Raw genomic sequence first — 17,680 nt, forward strand, 5'->3', positions numbered from 1 at the left:
AAAAACCAAACCCGCCGGCCATCTCTGGCGGGCGGGTTGCGGGGGAGGGGCGGTTCAGGCCCAGGAGCCCGTAGCAGCCTCTTTGTTTATGACTTGGCGGCAATGACCGCACAGGCCAGACGGGGACCGGCATTGCCAGTGGGCTGGGTCTTGTAGTCGTCCGGGTCGCGGTGCACGATCAGGCCCTTGCCGACGATGTCATTGGCCGTGCTGCCGACGCGGATCGTGCGTGACTCAAAGCTGAAACTGGCCACGCCATTGGCATCGGCCTTGAGGCTGGGCAGGTCGCCCGTGTGGTGGTCGCCCATGCCGTGGTGGCCGTGGGATTTGCCGCCGGGGTTGAAGTGGCCGCCGGTGCTCATGCCGTCGCCGCTGCTGCAGTCGCCTTTTTCATGCACATGAAAGCCGTGCTCGGCATTGGGCTTGAGACCGCTGATGGAGCCAGACACCTTCACCACGTCGCCCGACTGCACGAACGTGACCGTGCCAGCGGTGGTGTTGCCGCGCGTGGGTTCGAGTTTGGCGGTGGCGCTGGGCCCTGAGGTATAGGCTGCACAGCCCGCCAAGGCCAGCGCCGTAACGGATGACAGGACAAAAGCGAAACGGATCTTCATGACTCAAACTCCTTAGAACAATGAAACCACCCGGTATTTAACCTGGCACCGAGGCGCAGTCTCCCCGTCGGGCCCATGCGCGTCCAGCAAAGATGTGCACTATGCCTCTTTTTGGGCCAGCGCAATCAAACGGGCCAGGGCCCGGTCATGGATGCCGTGCCTGCGCAGCTCGTCATACGTGGCCTGGGCGTAGTCCCGCGTGGTGCCATAGCGCCCACAGGCCTGCTCAAAAATACGGCAGTACTCGTGGTCGGGCAGCTCGCCCGTGTGGTTGGGGCTTTTGCGCGACAGGGTGAAGGCCAGCGCGCGCACCGGGCCGTGCGGGGTGTGGCAGGTGAGCCAGCGCGGGTCGTACACGGCGGTGATCATCTCTCGCTGCCACAGGTTGATCATGACCTGCCGCGCATGCGCCTTGTCCACACGGAACACCATGCCCCGGCAACTGCCGCCCGACAACATGCCGAACACCAGGCCCGGGCATTCGGGCGTGCCCCGGTTGATGCGGCTCCACATCTTGAGCGCCCGGTGCCAGCCATGCACCTTGGCCGGGCGGCGCTCGGCATAGTCGAAGTCCGGGCGCCAGATGAGCGAGCCGTAGCCAAAGATCCACAGGTCTTCGTGACCACCCCATTCGTTCAGGGCGCGCTCCAGCATGGGGGCCGGATCTCGCAGCGGGGCGGGCAGGTTCGTCATGGGTTCACTCTACAATCGAAAGCTTCGCTTTAACGCTCTGGGGACTTGTGTTTACGGGTTTCGCTACGGCCCCAGCATCCATTCTTTTTCTTAATCACTGCAGGAATCTCCAATGTCTAGTTCTGACGACGATAGCCAACAACGTTTTGCCCTGGGTTTCCTGTTCGCACTCATTGCGCTGGTAATCTCGGTGGTGGTCGGCACCGTGGTGGTCAAGCGCGTGGGCGCTTCGGGTGCCGCCAAGCCTGCTGCAACGGCCGTTGCAAGCAGCACGCCAGCTGCAACAGCGGCCGCAGTTGCTGACGACGCTGCCAGCGTGCGGGTTGAAAACGGCGTGGTGAAGTTCTACTTTGCCACTGCCAAGGCCGAGCTGGCGGCTGGCGCCAACGAAGCCCTGGCCGACGTGGTCAAGGGTGTGACCGAGGGCAAGAAGGCTGTGATCTCGGGCTTTCACGACGCCACGGGTGACGCAGCCCTGAACGCGGAGCTGGCCAAGCAACGCGCCTTTGCAGTGCGCGATGCGCTCAAGGCCCTGGGCGTGGCGGAAGACAAGATCGAGCTGAAGAAGCCTGAAGAAACCACCGCCACCGGCAGCAACGCCGAAGCGCGCCGCGTGGAAGTGGCACTGGGCGCTTGATGCCTGCGTAATGACCTGCAGCAGGTCGCTCCATAAAAAAACCCGGCAGTGCCGGGTTTTTTATTGAGTCAAATTTGCATCTAGCGCTTATCCATCATGCGCTAGCAGCTATACATTTGATAGTGATGGTTAACGCAAGCCTGCGCCACCAGCCCCCTCGGTGCGCTGGATCAATTCAATCTTGTAGCCATCCGGGTCGGTCACAAACGCGATCACCGTCGCGCCGCCTTTGACCGGGCCCGCTTCGCGCGTCACGTTGCCGCCCGAGGCCTTGATCTTCTCGCACGCCGCGTAAGCATCCGGAACACCGAGGGCGATGTGGCCATAGGCAGTGCCCATCTCGTAGCTTTCCACGCCCCAGTTGTAGGTCAGCTCGATCTCGGCCTGGCCGGGGTTGCCACCTTCGAAACCGAGGAAGGCTAGCGAGTATTTGTACTCGGGGTTCTCGGACTGGCGCAGCAGTTGCATGCCCAGGACGTTGGTGTAGAAATCAATCGAGCGTTGAAGGTTGCCAACGCGCAGCATCGTGTGGAGGAATCTCATCCCTTCGATTGTGCAGGCAAGTCGAAAACCAGGCAGGTGGTGGTGGCGTGGGCGTACAGCGTACCGTCCGGCCCCACCAAGCGCGCTTCGGCCGTGGCCAACTGGCGCCCGCTGTGGATCACCCGGCCTTCGGCGCGCACACGCTGCACCTTGGGCGTGATGGCCTTGACCAGGTTGATGCCCAGCTCGGCCGTGGTGTAGCCGCGCCCGGGTTCCATGCGCGTATGGATGGAGCAGCCCAGGGCCGAGTCGAGCAGGGTGGCAAACCAGCCGCCGTGCACGGTGCCCATGGGGTTGAGGTGCTCAGCGCGGGGCGTTCCCTGGAAGATGGCCGTGCCTTCGCCCACTTCCACGATCAAGAAGTCCAGCGTCTTGGCGATGGCGGCGTAGGGCAGTTCGCCGCGCAGCATGGCCTGCATCTGCTGCAGGCCGTTCAGATGGGCGATCTGCTCGCGCCGGGCCACGCCAGGGCCGGGTCCTGCATCCAAGGTGGCGAGGATGTCGCGCTCTTGTGCAAGCCAGTGTTCCAGTTGGTTGTGCTGTGTCATGGGGGTGTCCGGGTTGTTAGCGGGGTTGAATTGCATGAGTTGCATATGCAATTATTGCAGATACAATTAAATCCATGCAAGCCGAACCAACCACCCTGGCCCCCGTGCTGCCACGGGGATGCACCAACTTCAAGCTGCGCCAGCTGATGCGCCGCATAGCCACGCACTACGACGCCGAAATGGCGAAGTGCGGGCTCAAGACCACGCAGTATTCGCTGCTGTCGCATGTGCTCACGCTGGGGCCTATCCGCCCGGGCGACCTGGCGGTGGCCATGAAGATGGATGCGTCCACGCTGACGCGTAACCTGCGCCCTCTGGTGGATGCAGGATGGGTCACGTTGGAGGCGGGCGCCGATGCTCGCAGCCGCCTGGCCCACATCACCGACGCAGGTCGCGAAAAACGTGCCGAGGCGCAGCGCCACTGGAAGGCTGCGCAACTCGCGCTGAATGAAACGCTGGGCGTGGAGCGCGTGATGGCCCTGCATGCGCTGGTGGACGACTCTCTCGATTTGCTGGCAGCACTGCCAGTGCAGGAGGCTGGGCATGACGAATAACGACACCCCTCCGGTCGTCGCAGCCAAGTCCACCGCGCCACTGGCACTGTGGCTCGTGCTGCTGGCCGCCGCTGGCGCCTTTGCGCTCACCATGGGCACGCGCCAGACCATGGGCCTGTTCCTGTCGGCGCTCAACACCTCCACGGCATTGGGCATTGGCAGCATCAGTCTGGCCTTTGCGTTTGGCCAGCTGTGGTGGGGGCTGACGCAGCCGTTTGCAGGGGCTGTGGCCGACCGCATTGGCACGGGCCGTGTGATCCTGCTGGGCGTGGCGCTGGTGGCGCTGGGCACTTTCATCACGCCGTACATGACGACCACGGCCGGGCTGATTTTTGCGATTGGCGTGCTGGCCGCAGGCGGCGCGGGCATGGCCGGGCCGTCGGTGCTGATGGCGGCCACGGCGCGGCTGGTGCCCGCCAGCAAGCGCGGGCTGGCCAGTGGCATCGTGAACGCGGGGGGATCGTTCGGGCAGTTTGTGATGGCGCCCATTGCCATCAGCCTGACCGCTGCCGTGGGCTGGGCCAGTGCCATGCAGTGGCTGGGCGTGCTGGTGCTGCTGGCGCTGCCTGCGGTGTGGGTGCTCAAGGGCAATTCCAATGCGCTGGCGGCACAGGCTGCCGCTGCATCGGGCCAGAAGGCACTGACCGCGCGCGAGGCCATTGCCCAGGCGCTGGCAACGCCCAGCTACCGGTACCTTGCGGTGGGCTTCTTGGTGTGCGGGTTTCACGTTGCCTTCCTGGCCACGCACCTGCCAGGGGTGATTGCTGCCTGTGGATTGGCGCCCGAGGTGGGCGGCTGGGCACTGGCGGTCATCGGGCTGTTCAACATTGTCGGCAGCCTGGCCATGGGCTGGGCCGTGGGGCGCTGGCGCATGAAGTCGCTGTTGGCACTGCTGTATGCCACGCGGGGCCTGGCGGTGCTGGTCTTCTTGTTCGCGCCCAAGACACCCATGGTGGTGCTGATCTTCGCCGCCGTGATGGGCGTGACGTTCCTCTCCACCGTGCCGCCCACCGCCGGGCTGGTGGCCAAGATGTTCGGCACGGCCAACATGGCCATGCTGTTCGGCATCGTGATGCTGTCGCACCAGGTTGGCGGCTTTTTTGGCGCCTACCTGGGCGGCAGCGTGTTCCAGGCCACGGGCAGCTATGACTGGGTCTGGTACATCGACATCGTGCTGGCCGTGGGCGCGGCACTGATCAATCTGCCCATCCGCGAGGCGCGATTGGCGCGCCGGGCCGCCTCCGCCGCCTGAGCCCACAAGGCATCCATCCCCTTGAATGAAAGCCAATGACATGACGGACATCCACGCCCGCAGCGCCTCCATGGCAGGAAAATCTCCGATCTATCTGGACGACCTGGCCGTGGGCGACCTGTTCAAAAGTGGCGAACACGCCATGGATGAAGCGCAGATCACCAGCTTTGCCGCCCAGTTCGACCCGCAGCCGTTTCATCTGGATGACGCCGCCGCGCGTGACACGCTGTTTGGCGGCTTGGCCGCCAGCGGCTGGCACACGGCGGCCGTGACCATGCGCCTGCAGGTGACCAGCGGACTGCCCATTGCGGGCGGCATCATCGGGGCAGGGGGCGAGCTGAGCTGGCCCCGGCCCACGCGCGCCCACGATGTGCTGCATGTGGTGAGCGAAGTGGTGCAGATACAGCCCTCCAAGTCCAAGCCCGATCGCGGCATGGTCACCGTGCGCAGCGAAACCCGCAACCAGCACGGCGATGTGCTGCAGCTGTCTACCGTGCGCATCGTGGTGCCGCGCAGGCCTGCGGCCGATGGGGCAGGGGCTTGATGTGACCGATGCCCTGAACCCCCGCACCCGCATGCTGCTGGAGGCGCCCATAGCGCCCACCTTGTTGCGGCTGGCCGCACCCAACGTGCTGGTGATGCTGGCGCAAGCGGGCGTCGGGCTCATCGAGACCTACTTTGTCGGCAAGCTGGGCACCGATGCGCTGGCGGGCATGGCGCTGGTATTCCCGGTCGTCATGCTGATGCAGATGACTTCCGCCGGTGCCATGGGCGGCGGCATTGCGTCGGCCATCGCGCGTGCCTTGGGCGCTCGGCGACGGGACGATGCCGACGCCCTGGTGCTGCACTCCTTGGTCATCGCGGCGGTGTTCTCGCTGATCTTTACGGTCGGCGTGATGGGAGGAGGGCGCTGGCTTTACACCCGGATGGGCGGCACGGGTGGCGCGCTCGATGCGGCGCTGGTCTATTCCAACTGGGTGTTCGCGGGCGCGTTTCTGGTGTGGCTGTTCAACACCCTTTCGGCGGTCATTCGGGGCACGGGCAACATGGCCGTGCCTGCCTATGTCACGGTGCTGGGCGCCTTCGTGCTGGTGCCGCTGTCACCGTTGTTGATCTTTGGCTGGGGCCCCGTGCCCGGCCTGGGCATTGCCGGCGGGGCCATTGCGCTGATGGCGTACTACCTGATCGGCAGCGTGGTGCTGGCCGCCTATCTGTGGTCGCCGCGCAGCCTGCTGCGGCCGTCGTTGGCGCACATCCGGTTTCGCTGGGTGCTGTTCAAGGACATCCTGCGGGTCGGGTTGGTGGGCACCGTGTCGACCGTGGCCACCAATGTAGCGATTGGGGCGACCACCGCGCTGGTCGGCGGTTTTGGCACGGCGGCCATTGCCGGGTATGGAACCGCATCGCGGCTTGAGTACCTGCTGGTGCCCCTGGTATTTGGCCTGGGCGCGCCGCTGGTGGCCATGGTCGGCACCTGCATCGGCGCGGGCCAGCGTGAGCGCGCCCTGCGCGCCACCTGGATCGGCGCGGCCATGGCGTTTGTAATGGCCGAGGCGATTGGTCTGTGGGCGGCGGCCTTTCCCCATACGTGGCTGTCGCTTTTCAACAGCGACCCCGCCATGCTGGAGGCGGGCGCGCTGTATCTGCGTACCGTCGGGCCTGTGTATGGCTTTTTCGGCCTGGGCCTGGTGCTGTACTTTGCCTCGCAAGGGGCAGGGCGCCTGCTCTGGCCCGTCATCGGCAACATCACGCGCCTGGCGGTGGCCGTGACTGGCGGCTGGCTGGCGCTGCGCTGGGGTGGTGGTTTGGCGGCGGTGTTTGCCGCACAAGCCGTGGCGCTGGTGCTGTACGGCGTGGTCAACGCCTGGGCGATTGCAGGTGGCGCCTGGTTCGGTCCGGTCGGTTGGCCACGCAGCATGGCGGGCCTGCTGCGGCGCATGCCACAGGCGTAGAAATATAGCCAGAATTGCTGCTAGCGCTTACCCATCAAGCGCTAGCAGCTATCAATTTAGTAGTATTTCGTTGAATCAGACCGGAACGGTGTAGTTCAGAGTCATGCGGCCACCATCCACGGTCACGATCTCGCCGGTCACATAGCTGGCGGCGTCGCTGGCCAGCCAGGCCACCACGTCGGCAATCTCGGACGGCTCGCCCAGCCGCTTCATGGGCGTGCGGCTCATGATTTTGTTCTTGGCCTCATCGCTGGTCAGCACGGCCTTGGCGGCCAGCTCGGTGGCGATGGTGCCGGGCGCCACGGCGTTCACGCGGATGTTCCTGTCGGCCAGCGCCAGCGCCATCACGCGTGTTAGCTGGTTCACGCCGCCTTTGCTCACGTTGTAGCTCGCGATATTGGGGATGGTCAGCACACCGTTGACCGAGCTCATGTTGACAATGGAGCCGCCACCCGATGCCACCATGGCCCGGGCCACGGCCTGGCCGACGAGGAACGAGCCCTTGAGGTTGACCCGCAGCACGGCATCAAAGTCGGCTTCGGTCACCTCCAGAAAATCCGCAGCACGGAAGATGCCAGCGTTGTTCACCAGCACGTTGATGCGCCCGTGGGTGGCCAGCACCTGGGCGACCAGCGCATCCACCTGCGCCTTGTCGCCTACGTCGCAGCGCACATACAGCGCGCCCAGTTCCGCAGCCAGGGCCTGGCCGCGTGCATCGTCCACATCCACGATCACCGGTTTGGCACCTTCAACTGCAAACCGGCGGACGCAGGCTTCACCAATGCCTTGCGCGCCACCGGTAACGATGCAGACGCGGCCTGTGTGGCCAAAGTGGATGGAAGACCGGAGGGATGGGGCAGGGCTTGTAGGATTCATGGGCGTGGATGGTAGCGGGTGGGGGAGGAGGGTGGAGCCGGAAACCTGCATTAGCTTCGAGTTACCGCCAGTGCGCGGGCCCAAGGGCGATCAATGCCTGTTCTCGCTTTCTGCGGGGTTTGCAAGGAAGCCCCGCATACCGTCAGCGCACCGGCTGCGGGGCACCGACCCACTCCGGCGGCGGCTGCCACGCCCGGATCCAGCGGATCAGATCCGGCAGCGGCATCGGCCTGGCAATGCCATAGCCCTGCAGGCCATCGCACCCCAGATCGCGCAGTGCCCCGGCATGGGCCGTGGTCTCCACACCTTCCGCCACCACGGTGCGGTTGAACGCATGGGCCAGGCTCACGATGCCGCGCACCAGGGCACGATCGCGCTCGTTGTCGAGCATCTCGCGCACGAAGGACTGGTCGATCTTCACGATCTGTGCGGGCAGGCGTTGCAGATAGGTGAGCGATGAGTAGCCCGTGCCGAAGTCGTCGATGGAGCATTGCACACCCAGCTCGTCCAGCCCCTGGATGACATAGGCCACGGCCGAGAGGTCGTTGAAAGTTTCGGTTTCCAGCAACTCGACCTCCAGAAAGGGCTGGGGCAAGGATGGGTGCCGCTTGAGCAGTCGCGCGACTTCTTGCTGAAACCGGCTGTCGATCAGCGTGGGCACTGCGATGTTGATGCTCAAGGGCAGGGGGCATCCCTGGGTGACGAGCGTGTGCCCGGCTTTGAATGCAGCGTCCAGCACCCAATAGTCCAGTTTGCCGGAAGCAGGGGTGCCCACAATGTCATCCATAAACGCACCCGGCGCCAGCAGCCCCCTCTCGGGATGGTGCCACCGGATCAAGGATTCGGCACCAATCACCTGCCCATCCGAGATTCTGACCTTGGGCTGAAAAAACAGCTCCATCTCGCCTTGCAGCAGGGCGTCCTCGACCAGCTTCGCCGTGTGCCTGCGCGCTTGCAGCCGCTGGCCCTGCTGGATGTCGAACACCGCGATCCGGTCCTTGCCTTGTTCCTTGGCCGCATACAGCGCCAGGTCTGCATGGCGTAGCAGACCGTCAGCGTCCCCCAGATCATCGGGATAGAACGTGACCCCGGCGCTGCAGGTCAGGCGCAGTTGCACATTGTCCAGAACGGCCGTCCGCGCGAGCGACTGGCGCAGGCCCTCGAGCCGCTGCAGGGCGGCTTCGGTGTGCGCGCAGTCTTTCAGTGCCACGGCGAATTCATCGCCGCCAATGCGGCCAATGAGGTTGTCTGGTCCCGCCTCGGCCCGCAGGCGCTGCGCAAATACCCGAAGGAACTGGTCCGCCAGGGGCTGCCCCCATTGCTCGTTGAGGTCCTTGAACTGGTCGATGTCCAGCAAACACAGGGCCAGGATGCCATTGGTTTCGATGCGTTTCTGGAGGGTCGCATTCAGCTCCTTGGCAAAAAGACGGCGGCTGGACAGGCCGGTGAGGGCGTCGTAGTTGCCAAACTGCTGCAGGGCCTGCTCCAGGCGGCGCTGCTCGGTCACATCCTTACCCACAGAGACCCATTTGCGCACGACGCCGTCCGGGTCCTTGATGCCTTCGATGGTGACCTCCGAGACAAAGGCTTCGCCATTTTTGCGGCGCCTGACCAGTTCGCCATGCCATCGGCCGTCTCGCTCGATGGCCTGTGCGACGCGGCGCAGGAATGTGGATTCGCCCCCTTCGTCGAGGCGCAGGACGGCAGATGACTTGCCAATCAGCTCCTCGCGCGAGTAGCCCAGCACGTTGCTGTAGGTCGGGTTGACATCCAGCACGGTGCCGTCTGGTTGCACGATGGCAATCGTGTCCTTGCTGTTGACGAAAACGCTGGCGGCCTGCCGCGCTTCGGCCAGCATGGTCTTCAAGGTCTCGGCTGTCTGCTCCAGGGTCTCTTCGCGCTGGTTGAGTTTTTGCGTGTTGTCCAGTAGGAACCCCAGCAGCACCGTGCCGATGGGGTAGATCACCACCACAGCCATCCAGGAGCGCGTCGTGACTGCTCGCGCAATCTCTGGCGGCAAGGTCTGTATCGCCAGCATGCCGCCGGCCGCCAGGCTCAAGCCGAGTCCGATTAGCCAGACCCCATCGGAAAAGGCTCCAAAACGCTGCGGAGAAAAGTAAGGCCTGTGGCGCTGCCAAAGCCACCCGATGCCCGTGGTCAAAACAATACCGACCATGGCCGGGCCGCTGCCGATGCCGCCCAGGCTGAGCCGGTAGGCGCCGAGCACCACAGCGCACAGCACAGCACCCAGCGGCGACAGATAGGCGCCGGCCAGGCCCGCCATCACCAACCTGGCGTCAACGATCACGCCTTCGGCCAGCCGCAAAGGCACGAGCATGGTCAGGATACCGATGACTCCAAACATGAGCCCTGTGATCCAGGGCAACCATCGTTGCCGCGCCTTCCTGATGCCCAGGTCGGGATGGCGCAGGCCACTCAGGACAATGCTGTACAACGCGGCCAGAAAACACAGCAGGCCCGCGTTCATTCCCATGTCCCGAATCAAAGACGTGGTGTCGATGTTCATGGCGCCTTCTCGTGCGATTGGTGGGCCATCATAAGGAATGGCACGGTCCGATGTGACGCTATCTTCTTCAGTAGATACGATGTATATTATGTTAAATAACAAACATTCTATCCACGGTCTTTTGGCAGACTTCCCGGTTATGCAATCCAGCGTCCTGGCACCACGACGCTGCCCAGCACAAAAGGCGTAACGCTAGTTCTCGGGGCCCAAAACCTCTCCATTGGGGCCCCACGTTACCTGCGTCAATCCGGGTTCCATGGCTTCCAATCGACGGCGCTCCAACTCCGTCGCACTGAGTTGCCCCAATTCATGCCGCCCCACGTCGGCAAGTTCACTTTCATGGCGCAGTTGATCCGCTCTCTCCAGGGCTGAGCGGACGTGACCAAGCAGGTCTTTTTCATCCCAGGGTTTCAACAGATAACGAAAGACTTCTGCGTCATTGACGGCTCGCATCAGGTTCTCCGAATCGGACGACGCGCTTAAAACCATCCGGACTGCCTTGGGCTGAATGGTTCGCACCAGACCCAGAAACTCCACGCCAGTCATGAGCGGCATCCTAAAGTCCGAGATCACCACGTCGAAGACGGTCTCTCTCAGTCTGGCCAAGGCAACTTCCGGATCCACGGTCTCTTCAATGCGGAGCTCAGAACCGAGTCCCGCCCGCAGACTGCGCTTGATTGCAGCCAAGACGTGGTGTTCATCATCGAGCAAGAGAATTCTCTGCATGGCTGGCTCCCTCTCCGTTACGGTTTTATGGGCAAGATCATTTCCACATCGTCCCGCCCTTCGCGCAATCGCAACCGCTTGATCAATTCGGCGGTGAGCACGTGATCGGAGGCAAGCAACACGGCGCCTTCGCTGGACAAAAGATCGCGCGCCAGAATCATGCCGGGTCGAAGTTGTGCCGTTCGCAGCATGCGCGGCGGAGCGTCTGCAACGGGCGCAGCCTTCAGGAGCATCTGCAGGAACACATCCACCACTTCGGGATGAAACTGGGTTCCCCTGCCCCTGGCAATCATTGATCGTGCGTCTGCAGCACTCAGGGGAGTGGAGCTGAGATGTCCGATCTGCAGATCATCGTAGGTATCTGCCACAGCGAGGATGCAGGCCCCCATTGGAATCATCTCCCCGACCAGGCCATCAGGATATCCGAGCCCATCGTGCCGCTCGTGGTGGCTGCGGATGATGTTGGACACCGTCTGCATGTCATCCAGCGCCATCAATGCCTGCTCTCCCAGAACGGCATGCCGTCGGTATTGCGCAGTTTCTTCATCGGAAAGCTTGGGGACCGGTTTGGCCAACAAGGTGTCAGGCAAGGCAATCTGCCCAATGTCATGCATGAGCCCTGCGATGAACGCGTCCTGTTGATCCGCTTCCGCCATGTTCATGGCCCGTGCGGTGCGACGGGCCAGATCCGCCACACGGCGCGAGTGGCCGGAGAGTTGCCCACCTCGCCACTCCATGAGGTTGGAAAACACCTTGATGGAGGTAAGGTAGTTTTTCTTGATTTTTTGACTGAGCTGGAGCAACTCGCTGGTGCGCGCCGCAACCTTTTCCTCCAGGGTTTCATTCAATTCCATCAAGGCCTGGTTTTTGGCCCTGAGCAGTTCTTCCAACCGGGTTTTTTCGTCTTCCAGGGCATGCCGCTCAAAAATCTGGTGAGCCGTGGCAAGCACCTCACCGTCATCCCACGGCTTGGTGATGTACCGATAGACTTCCCCGCTGTTGATGGCCGCGATGGTTGACCCAATGTCAGCGTAGCCTGTGAGCAGTACGCGTGTCGTTTTGGGCCACCGCACCCGTATCTGCTCCAGCAACTGGGCCCCGCTCATGCCGGGCATTCTCATATCGGAGAAGACCAGATCCACAGGCTCTTGCTCCAGGTGCGCAATGGCTTGGGCACCACTCGTGGCCGTTGTCACCTGGTATCCGCTGCCACGAAACAGCCGCCTGAGCGAGGCCACAATGTTAGGCTCGTCGTCCACGCACAGAATGCGCCAGACGCGCTGACCACCGCCCTGCAGGCTGGCGCCCTCCTCTTGCAAAGCCGCCCCTGACAAGGCGGTGACGTCGATAGGGGAATTCACACCTCAAGCCTCCTGCGGGTGCTGAATCGGCAGCGTGACACGAAAACGAGTCCCAACCCCCTGCTCGCTGAACACGTCAATGCTGCCAAAGTGCTTCTTGACGATGCCATAGGAAAGAGACAGTCCAAGCCCGGTCCCTTTGCCCACCGCTTTGGTGGTAAAGAACGGGTCGAAAATTCTTCCCAGATTCTCTTTGGCAATGCCTTCGCCGGTATCCTGTATTTCCACCCACACCCGGCTGTCGTCAGCGCCGGTGCTGATGGTGATGACGCCCCTGTCTGCCTGGATGGCGTGCGCAGCGTTGACCAGGAGGTTCATGAAAACTTGATTGAGTTCAGAGGGAAGGCACTCGATATCCGGGAGTTCCCCATACACCTTGACGACCTCCGCCTTGTATTTGATTTCGTTGTTGACAATGTTCAGTGTGGAATCAATGCCATGGTGCAAATCGGCCAGGACCCACTTTTGCGAGGTGTCCACCCGGGAGAAGTCCTTCAGGTTCTGGACAATATTGCGCACCCGCGTGATGCCGTCTTTCGACTCTGCCATCAACGAGGGGATGTCCTCCTTCAGAAAGTCCAGTTCTATCTTTTCGCGCAGAGCCCTCAGACGGGCTGCTGCCGGAGTGCCTGCCAATGCGGACTCGGCCTCTTCATAGGCAGCGAGCATCTGAAAAAGATCACCCAGATAGCGTTCAAGAGTCCCGAAATTAGAGAATATGAAGCCAATCGGATTGTTGATTTCGTGGGCCACCCCGGCAGCCAGTTGCCCGATGGAGGCCATTTTTTCCGACTGCATGAGCTTGTCCTGTGCATCCGAAAGTTTGGCATTCAGTTGCATCAGCTCCTCATTGGAGCGCAGCAGTTCCTTAACCCGGTCTGCCGTGACATCGGCGATAGAGAGCGGCGAAGATGTCGTGTTTGCGGACTCAGCCAACTGCGGATCGTGAGAACTCATGTCAACCCTCCTTCAGGCCAGCAACGCGTGACAGACGACGTCATGTTGTTCAGCAACGGTGTCAAAAACTTCCCTGTAGTCCTTCTCACCCAGTGCGAGCCTGCCCCAGGCATCCAGTGACAGCAACGGCACCATGTCATCTTCCTGGTGCGAAAGATCGAGGCCATGGGCAATGTTGTCAGCAACATGGACGAGATCCATGAGCCCTTTGCCAGCATGGGACCGAGGCCGGTGATGGCATGCGATGGCTGCGACGATTTCTGGGGCAAAGTGCCAATGCTCAGCGATGAGGCCGCCGACCTCTGCGTGGTCAACACCAAATTGATGCTGTTCTGCAACGTGCATGAAACAGTCATGTTCTGTCCGATATGCAATGGCCTGGGCATATTCCTCCTCATAGGAGCTGACCAGAACCAAGCGCCCAATGTCATGCAACAGCCCCAACGTAAACGCGGCGTCTTCGTCCAATCGGGTGCGCTGCGCCAGGGCCCGGCAGGTAAGCGCCGTACCGATGGAATGGCACCAGAACGCATCGAAGTCGAAGCCTTGGCAGCGCGACTTGGCAAACCCGCTGACAAGGCCTGCGGCCGTTGCCACGCCGCGCAATGTGCGCAGCCCCAGGATTGCCGTAGCCTCAGTGATAGAAGTGACCTGACGCGGCAACCCGTAGAAGGAAGAATTCGCAAGTCGAAGGGTTTTCGCGGCAATGGCCTGGTCGTGCGATATCTTTATGGCCAGTTGCTCCGCCGAAACATCGCTGTCGCCAAAGGACTGGATCAACTCCAGCACGACTGCTGGCAAGGCAGGCAATCCGTGCACGCTGTGCAAGATTGCATCCGCAGTGAGTTGCTTCATGGCCTCTCCTCAAGCCGGTGCCTCAAAATCATGTGCAGCAAAGGGTTGAGCTGCCCTGCCCGCAGGGCAGGCCTGAACAAATGCAGCAAACGCTGTTCCGTCAGTACCCGTTGCTCAACCGGATCCATTTTTCCATTGCGCTGTGCTAGCTCCTCGGGGGCATTCACAAAAATCGTGTCGATACCTCGATGCTGCAAGTTGTTGAGAATTTCGCGCGTGACAGGCGTCCCCTCTGGCAACAGAAGTTGCGCATGGGCATCCAGTACGGGCTGCGCTAAAAGTAGTCCCTCCGGAACCCGTTCAGTGGTGGTAGCAAGAGCTTGCATGGGCGCGCATAGAGTTCAAGCCGCACTGCCTGGCACCAAGACCAGCAATCGACCTCGTGAATGATTTTCTCCTCCGATGGAGCGGCATACAACGCGAAACGTCTCTCCCGCGAGTTGCACATCGTGGTAGCTCTGATCGGCGGCTCGCCATACATGGCGCAGATCTGCCGGTAGCACGTCGTCCGCATCCTGTCCCAACAACGCGGTGGTCCTTCCAAACAGTGCTTCGGCATCTGCATTCACAAATGCCACCATGCCCTCCAGGTCCACCCCAATGACCGCCGCAGGAATATGATCCAAGACCTCCCGTGCGACGCTCAGGCTACTCTCTTCGCGGTGAATCTGCTCACGTTGATTCGTTAGCAACTGTTGCAAACGGTCATTCACTGCAGTGAGTTCATCGTTGGCTCGCAGAACTGCGCTCGCCAGCCGCCGATTCTCATCGGCCATTCCCTTTTGAGAGAACGCTTCCGCCACATGCCCGCGAAGCCGCTCGTCATCCCATGGTTTCGTGAGGAACTTGTAGATGGCCCCTTCATTGATCGCATCGGTGATGGACTGAAGCTCCGTGTAGCCAGACAGCACCATTCGTACGGTGTCTGGATACAGCTCCTTGGCCCGGCGCAGGAACTCCACCCCCGTCATACCGGGCATCCGCTGGTCCGAGACAATCACATCCACCGAGTTTTCGGCCAGCCTTTGCAAACCTTGCGCCCCGCTGTTGGCCGTCACGATGTGATAGCCATCCCGACGCAGCAATCTGCGCAACGCAGAAACAATGCTGTCCTCGTCATCAACGAGCAACAAGGTACGTTGTTGGGCGCGGCGCAATAACAAGTGCTCAGGCAAGGCCTTGCTTTCACGCAACAGGGAACCCATGGCGTCGGCCGTTAGCAGCCCGCTGAAATAGTGCCCTTGCATCTGGTCACAGCCGTTGGCGATGAGCAACGCCAGTTGCCCCTCGGTCTCAACACCTTCTGCCAACACTCTCATCTGCAGGCTGTGCGCCATGTTGATGATCGCGCGCGTGATGGACACGTCTTGAGAAGCTGCCGTGACGTCGTGGACAAACGAGCGGTCTACCTTCACCACGTCAATGGGCAGTGTGCGCAGGTAGCTCAGGCTGGAATAGCCGGTGCCAAAATCATCCAGCGAAATCTCGATGCCCAGGGTCTTGAGGTCGCCCAGAATCCGCGCGATGCGAGTGCTTTCCCCCATGAGCGCACCCTCGGTGATCTCCAGCCCCAGCAGCCTTGGATCAAGGCCGGTTTCGATGAGGATCTTTTCTATCTTCTGAGCCAGATCGGGTTGTTGAAGCTGGCGAGCCGACAGGTTGACGGCAACCCGGCACATGGGATGACCAGCGCGCTGCCATTCCAGCGCCTGGAGGCAGGCAGTGCGCAGAACCCATTCACCGATCGGCACGATCAGGCCGGTTTCTTCAGCGGCCCGGATATAGCTGGACCGGGAAATTAATGCGCCATCGGGGGATTTCCATTCAAGGAATGCCTCGGCACCAATGATGGCCCCGCTGACCAATTCGAGTTTGGGCTGAAAATGCAGTTCAAACTCGTTGCGCTCCAAAGCTCGACGCAGTCCCGACTCCATGACAAGCCTGGAGATCGCCTTGGAATGCATGCCCGAACTGAAAACGCAGATGTGGTTCTTGCCCAGCTCATGGGCGCGATACATCGCCGCTTGCGCTTGCTGGAGCAATTTTTCAGGATCATCCCCGTGCACGGGGTAAAGGGATATTCCGATATCGCAGGTCACCTTGATCTCGTTGTCGCCAATGGCAACTGGAAGGGACAGCGCATCTACCAATGAGGCGGCGGTGCCCCGCGCCATGGCTTCATCCACAGACTCTTCCCGAGCCAGCACCAAGGAAAACTCGCCGCTTCCAAAGTGCGCCAGCAGATCGTCCTGGGAAACCTGGGGCTGGAGCCGTCTGCCGACCTCCATGAGCAACTGATCCCCAGCTGCGTGGCCCAGTGATTCACTGACAAGCTTGAGTCTGTCAATCTCAACGCTCAGGACCGCAATGTGCCGCCCTCCCCGCGCGGCCTCGCGCATTTTGGTATCAAGGTATTCCGTCAGCGCGTTGCGGTTCGGCAGCCCGGTGATTTCGTCGGTATTCGCGAGCTTGTCCAGTTTCTGTTCAGCCGCCCGCTGTAGCGTGATGTCCTGCAGGAGTGTGACCGTCCTGATCACCTTTCCGCCTTCATCGGCCTCGGCAAGGACCCGGTGCAGCACCGTGCGCAAGCTGCCGTCGGTGTGAACAATACGGTGCTGAAACTCACAGACGTCGTCGGGGGAAACGCCCTCGCTGATGGCCTGAACATAGGGGCGCTCTACCGGAGGTACGCGCGCCAGCAGCCAGTCTGTGCCGGGGGGCGTCTCGGTGAGCGGGATTCCCAAGATGGCATGCATGCCCGACGACAGGGTGACCGTGCCAGACACCAGGTCCACCTCCGCAGAGCCAATGCGTGCAAGCTCTTCAGCATTGCGAAACAGCTGAACACGCTGCTGCGCGTACCGCGTGGCCGCCTGGATTGCACTGACGTCATGCAAGGTGACCAGGTCCGCTGCTTGCGCCGACAGAAAAATGCGCACGCCCCAGACCTGGGCGCTGAACCGCTCGCCGTTCTTGCGCAGGCATTCGACCTCATAGGCTTTGCCTGGGACCCCCGCTACCCGGGCGTTCGTCTGCTCCCGCACCATGTCCCGGTGCTCGGGCACGCACAGCAGCATGGGATCCATGCCTCTGAGCATCTCTTCCTTGGAGTATCCGAAAAGCTCCAGGAGCTTGGGATTCACAAAAAGGAACCGCCCCTTCTGAATCACAAAGACGGCCGCCTGCACCTGATCTACCAACAGCCGGTAGTCGGGTTCAGAAAGTGCCATTTCCTGTTCAAACGGCCGGTCTTCAGTATCGAAACTACCCATGGTGAGATGCCTTGCCAACACGGAAATGATGCGACCACGTTATGCGATGCAGGGCTGTGCGGCGCATTGAGGACCTCTGTGGCCTCACTACCGACGGCGCTGCATAGCGCAGATAGGAGGCCAACGCTTGCAGAGCTTTCGTGAGCCCATGCACCTCCCTCCCGAATAATTGGCGCAGGCTACAAACCTGCTTTGGAATATCGGACCTGCTACCCACTGTACTTATCCCCTTTGAGCTTGTCACGGCCTTGCAGCGAGTGCACAGGCAGGGTATGTCCTGCTATGCCGTGTGAGCGCAGCCCTGGTATGGGTA

General features: G+C 61.7%; 17 protein-coding genes. 5 read left to right on the forward strand and 12 right to left on the reverse strand.

Annotated elements, in window-relative coordinates; genetic code table 11:
• Nucleotides 1-86 precede the first annotated feature (86 nt).
• Nucleotides 87-614: a superoxide dismutase family protein gene (locus ACT89O_RS13255; protein ID WP_176885993.1), complete on the reverse strand. Its 528-nt coding sequence runs from the start codon at nt 612-614 to the stop codon at nt 87-89.
• A gap of 99 nt (nt 615-713) precedes the next feature.
• Nucleotides 714-1,307, reverse strand: coding sequence for a gamma-glutamylcyclotransferase (locus ACT89O_RS13260; RefSeq protein ID WP_218301106.1), 594 nt, complete (start codon nt 1,305-1,307; stop codon nt 714-716).
• 112 nt (nt 1,308-1,419) lie between these two features.
• Here ACT89O_RS13260 and ACT89O_RS13265 point away from each other — a divergent pair, with 112 nt between their 5' ends.
• A complete protein-coding gene (locus tag ACT89O_RS13265) occupies nt 1,420-1,944 on the forward strand; it encodes an OmpA family protein (protein WP_487260264.1) in 525 nt (174 codons plus the stop codon).
• A 129-nt stretch (nt 1,945-2,073) separates the two neighbouring features.
• Here the strand turns inward: ACT89O_RS13265 and gloA are convergent, their stop codons facing one another.
• The gene (gene gloA / locus ACT89O_RS13270; protein ID WP_487260265.1) at nt 2,074-2,487 is read right to left on the reverse strand and encodes a lactoylglutathione lyase; all 414 of its coding nucleotides are present in this window, start codon (nt 2,485-2,487) and stop codon (nt 2,074-2,076) included.
• The gene (locus tag ACT89O_RS13275) at nt 2,484-3,035 is read right to left on the reverse strand and encodes a PaaI family thioesterase (RefSeq protein WP_121422744.1); all 552 of its coding nucleotides are present in this window, start codon (nt 3,033-3,035) and stop codon (nt 2,484-2,486) included. Before ACT89O_RS13275 ends, gloA begins: the two co-directional genes overlap by 4 nt.
• A gap of 74 nt (nt 3,036-3,109) precedes the next feature.
• On the opposite strand from ACT89O_RS13275, the gene ACT89O_RS13280 reads away from it, so the two are divergent.
• From ACT89O_RS13280 to ACT89O_RS13295, 4 genes are read left to right on the forward strand one after another with little or no spacing between them, the layout of a single operon-like run.
• Nucleotides 3,110-3,589 carry a MarR family winged helix-turn-helix transcriptional regulator gene (locus ACT89O_RS13280; protein WP_487260266.1) on the forward strand — a complete coding sequence of 160 codons (480 nt, stop codon included), beginning with the start codon at nt 3,110-3,112 and terminating at the stop codon, nt 3,587-3,589.
• Entirely contained in the window at nt 3,579-4,841 is a 1,263-nt protein-coding gene (locus ACT89O_RS13285) for an MFS transporter (RefSeq protein ID WP_487260267.1), read from the forward strand. Before ACT89O_RS13280 ends, ACT89O_RS13285 begins: the two co-directional genes overlap by 11 nt.
• A 40-nt stretch (nt 4,842-4,881) precedes the next feature.
• Nucleotides 4,882-5,385 (forward strand): MaoC family dehydratase, encoded by a 504-nt coding sequence (locus ACT89O_RS13290; RefSeq protein WP_487262859.1) that lies wholly within the window; start codon nt 4,882-4,884, stop codon nt 5,383-5,385.
• The gene (locus ACT89O_RS13295) at nt 5,369-6,793 is read left to right on the forward strand and encodes an MATE family efflux transporter (RefSeq protein WP_487260268.1); all 1,425 of its coding nucleotides are present in this window, start codon (nt 5,369-5,371) and stop codon (nt 6,791-6,793) included. Before ACT89O_RS13290 ends, ACT89O_RS13295 begins: the two co-directional genes overlap by 17 nt.
• Nucleotides 6,794-6,868: 75 nt before the next feature.
• On the opposite strand, the gene ACT89O_RS13300 is transcribed toward ACT89O_RS13295, so the two are convergent.
• The 8 genes from ACT89O_RS13300 to ACT89O_RS13335 form a co-directional block, all read right to left on the reverse strand.
• Nucleotides 6,869-7,669: an SDR family NAD(P)-dependent oxidoreductase gene (locus ACT89O_RS13300; protein ID WP_487260269.1), complete on the reverse strand. Its 801-nt coding sequence runs from the start codon at nt 7,667-7,669 to the stop codon at nt 6,869-6,871.
• A 142-nt stretch (nt 7,670-7,811) separates the two neighbouring features.
• Nucleotides 7,812-10,196 (reverse strand): EAL domain-containing protein, encoded by a 2,385-nt coding sequence (locus tag ACT89O_RS13305; RefSeq protein WP_487260270.1) that lies wholly within the window; start codon nt 10,194-10,196, stop codon nt 7,812-7,814.
• A 192-nt stretch (nt 10,197-10,388) separates the two neighbouring features.
• Nucleotides 10,389-10,922: a response regulator gene (locus tag ACT89O_RS13310; protein WP_487260271.1), complete on the reverse strand. Its 534-nt coding sequence runs from the start codon at nt 10,920-10,922 to the stop codon at nt 10,389-10,391.
• A 17-nt stretch (nt 10,923-10,939) separates the two neighbouring features.
• Nucleotides 10,940-12,283, reverse strand: coding sequence for a response regulator c-di-GMP phosphodiesterase, NosR family (nosR, locus tag ACT89O_RS13315; RefSeq protein WP_487260272.1), 1,344 nt, complete (start codon nt 12,281-12,283; stop codon nt 10,940-10,942).
• Nucleotides 12,284-12,286: 3 nt separating this feature from the next.
• Complete coding sequence (locus ACT89O_RS13320) at nt 12,287-13,240, reverse strand: ATP-binding protein (RefSeq protein ID WP_487260273.1); 954 nt, start codon at nt 13,238-13,240, stop codon at nt 12,287-12,289.
• Between the two features lie 12 nt (nt 13,241-13,252).
• Entirely contained in the window at nt 13,253-14,095 is an 843-nt protein-coding gene (locus tag ACT89O_RS13325; RefSeq protein WP_055397893.1) for an HDOD domain-containing protein, read from the reverse strand.
• Entirely contained in the window at nt 14,092-14,421 is a 330-nt protein-coding gene (locus ACT89O_RS13330; RefSeq protein ID WP_487260274.1) for a hypothetical protein, read from the reverse strand. Before ACT89O_RS13330 ends, ACT89O_RS13325 begins: the two co-directional genes overlap by 4 nt.
• A gap of 15 nt (nt 14,422-14,436) precedes the next feature.
• Nucleotides 14,437-17,367, reverse strand: coding sequence for an EAL domain-containing protein (locus ACT89O_RS13335; RefSeq protein ID WP_487260275.1), 2,931 nt, complete (start codon nt 17,365-17,367; stop codon nt 14,437-14,439).
• Nucleotides 17,368-17,680: the final 313 nt, after the last annotated feature.

Source organism: Acidovorax sp. NN32 (assembly GCF_057597245.1).

Coding starts and splice junctions, on each gene's coding strand:
- ACT89O_RS13255 (WP_176885993.1), bottom strand. CDS start 614: ATGAAGATCCGTTTCGCTTTTGTCCTGTCATCCGTTACGGCGCTGGCC.
- ACT89O_RS13260 (WP_218301106.1), bottom strand. CDS start 1,307: ATGACGAACCTGCCCGCCCCGCTGCGAGATCCGGCCCCCATGCTGGAG.
- ACT89O_RS13265 (WP_487260264.1), top strand. CDS start 1,420: ATGTCTAGTTCTGACGACGATAGCCAACAACGTTTTGCCCTGGGTTTC.
- gloA (WP_487260265.1), bottom strand. CDS start 2,487: ATGAGATTCCTCCACACGATGCTGCGCGTTGGCAACCTTCAACGCTCG.
- ACT89O_RS13275 (WP_121422744.1), bottom strand. CDS start 3,035: ATGACACAGCACAACCAACTGGAACACTGGCTTGCACAAGAGCGCGAC.
- ACT89O_RS13280 (WP_487260266.1), top strand. CDS start 3,110: ATGCAAGCCGAACCAACCACCCTGGCCCCCGTGCTGCCACGGGGATGC.
- ACT89O_RS13285 (WP_487260267.1), top strand. CDS start 3,579: ATGACGAATAACGACACCCCTCCGGTCGTCGCAGCCAAGTCCACCGCG.
- ACT89O_RS13290 (WP_487262859.1), top strand. CDS start 4,882: ATGACGGACATCCACGCCCGCAGCGCCTCCATGGCAGGAAAATCTCCG.
- ACT89O_RS13295 (WP_487260268.1), top strand. CDS start 5,369: ATGGGGCAGGGGCTTGATGTGACCGATGCCCTGAACCCCCGCACCCGC.
- ACT89O_RS13300 (WP_487260269.1), bottom strand. CDS start 7,669: ATGAATCCTACAAGCCCTGCCCCATCCCTCCGGTCTTCCATCCACTTT.
- ACT89O_RS13305 (WP_487260270.1), bottom strand. CDS start 10,196: ATGAACATCGACACCACGTCTTTGATTCGGGACATGGGAATGAACGCG.
- ACT89O_RS13310 (WP_487260271.1), bottom strand. CDS start 10,922: ATGCAGAGAATTCTCTTGCTCGATGATGAACACCACGTCTTGGCTGCA.
- ACT89O_RS13320 (WP_487260273.1), bottom strand. CDS start 13,240: ATGAGTTCTCACGATCCGCAGTTGGCTGAGTCCGCAAACACGACATCT.
- ACT89O_RS13325 (WP_055397893.1), bottom strand. CDS start 14,095: ATGAAGCAACTCACTGCGGATGCAATCTTGCACAGCGTGCACGGATTG.
- ACT89O_RS13330 (WP_487260274.1), bottom strand. CDS start 14,421: ATGCAAGCTCTTGCTACCACCACTGAACGGGTTCCGGAGGGACTACTT.
- ACT89O_RS13335 (WP_487260275.1), bottom strand. CDS start 17,367: ATGGGTAGTTTCGATACTGAAGACCGGCCGTTTGAACAGGAAATGGCA.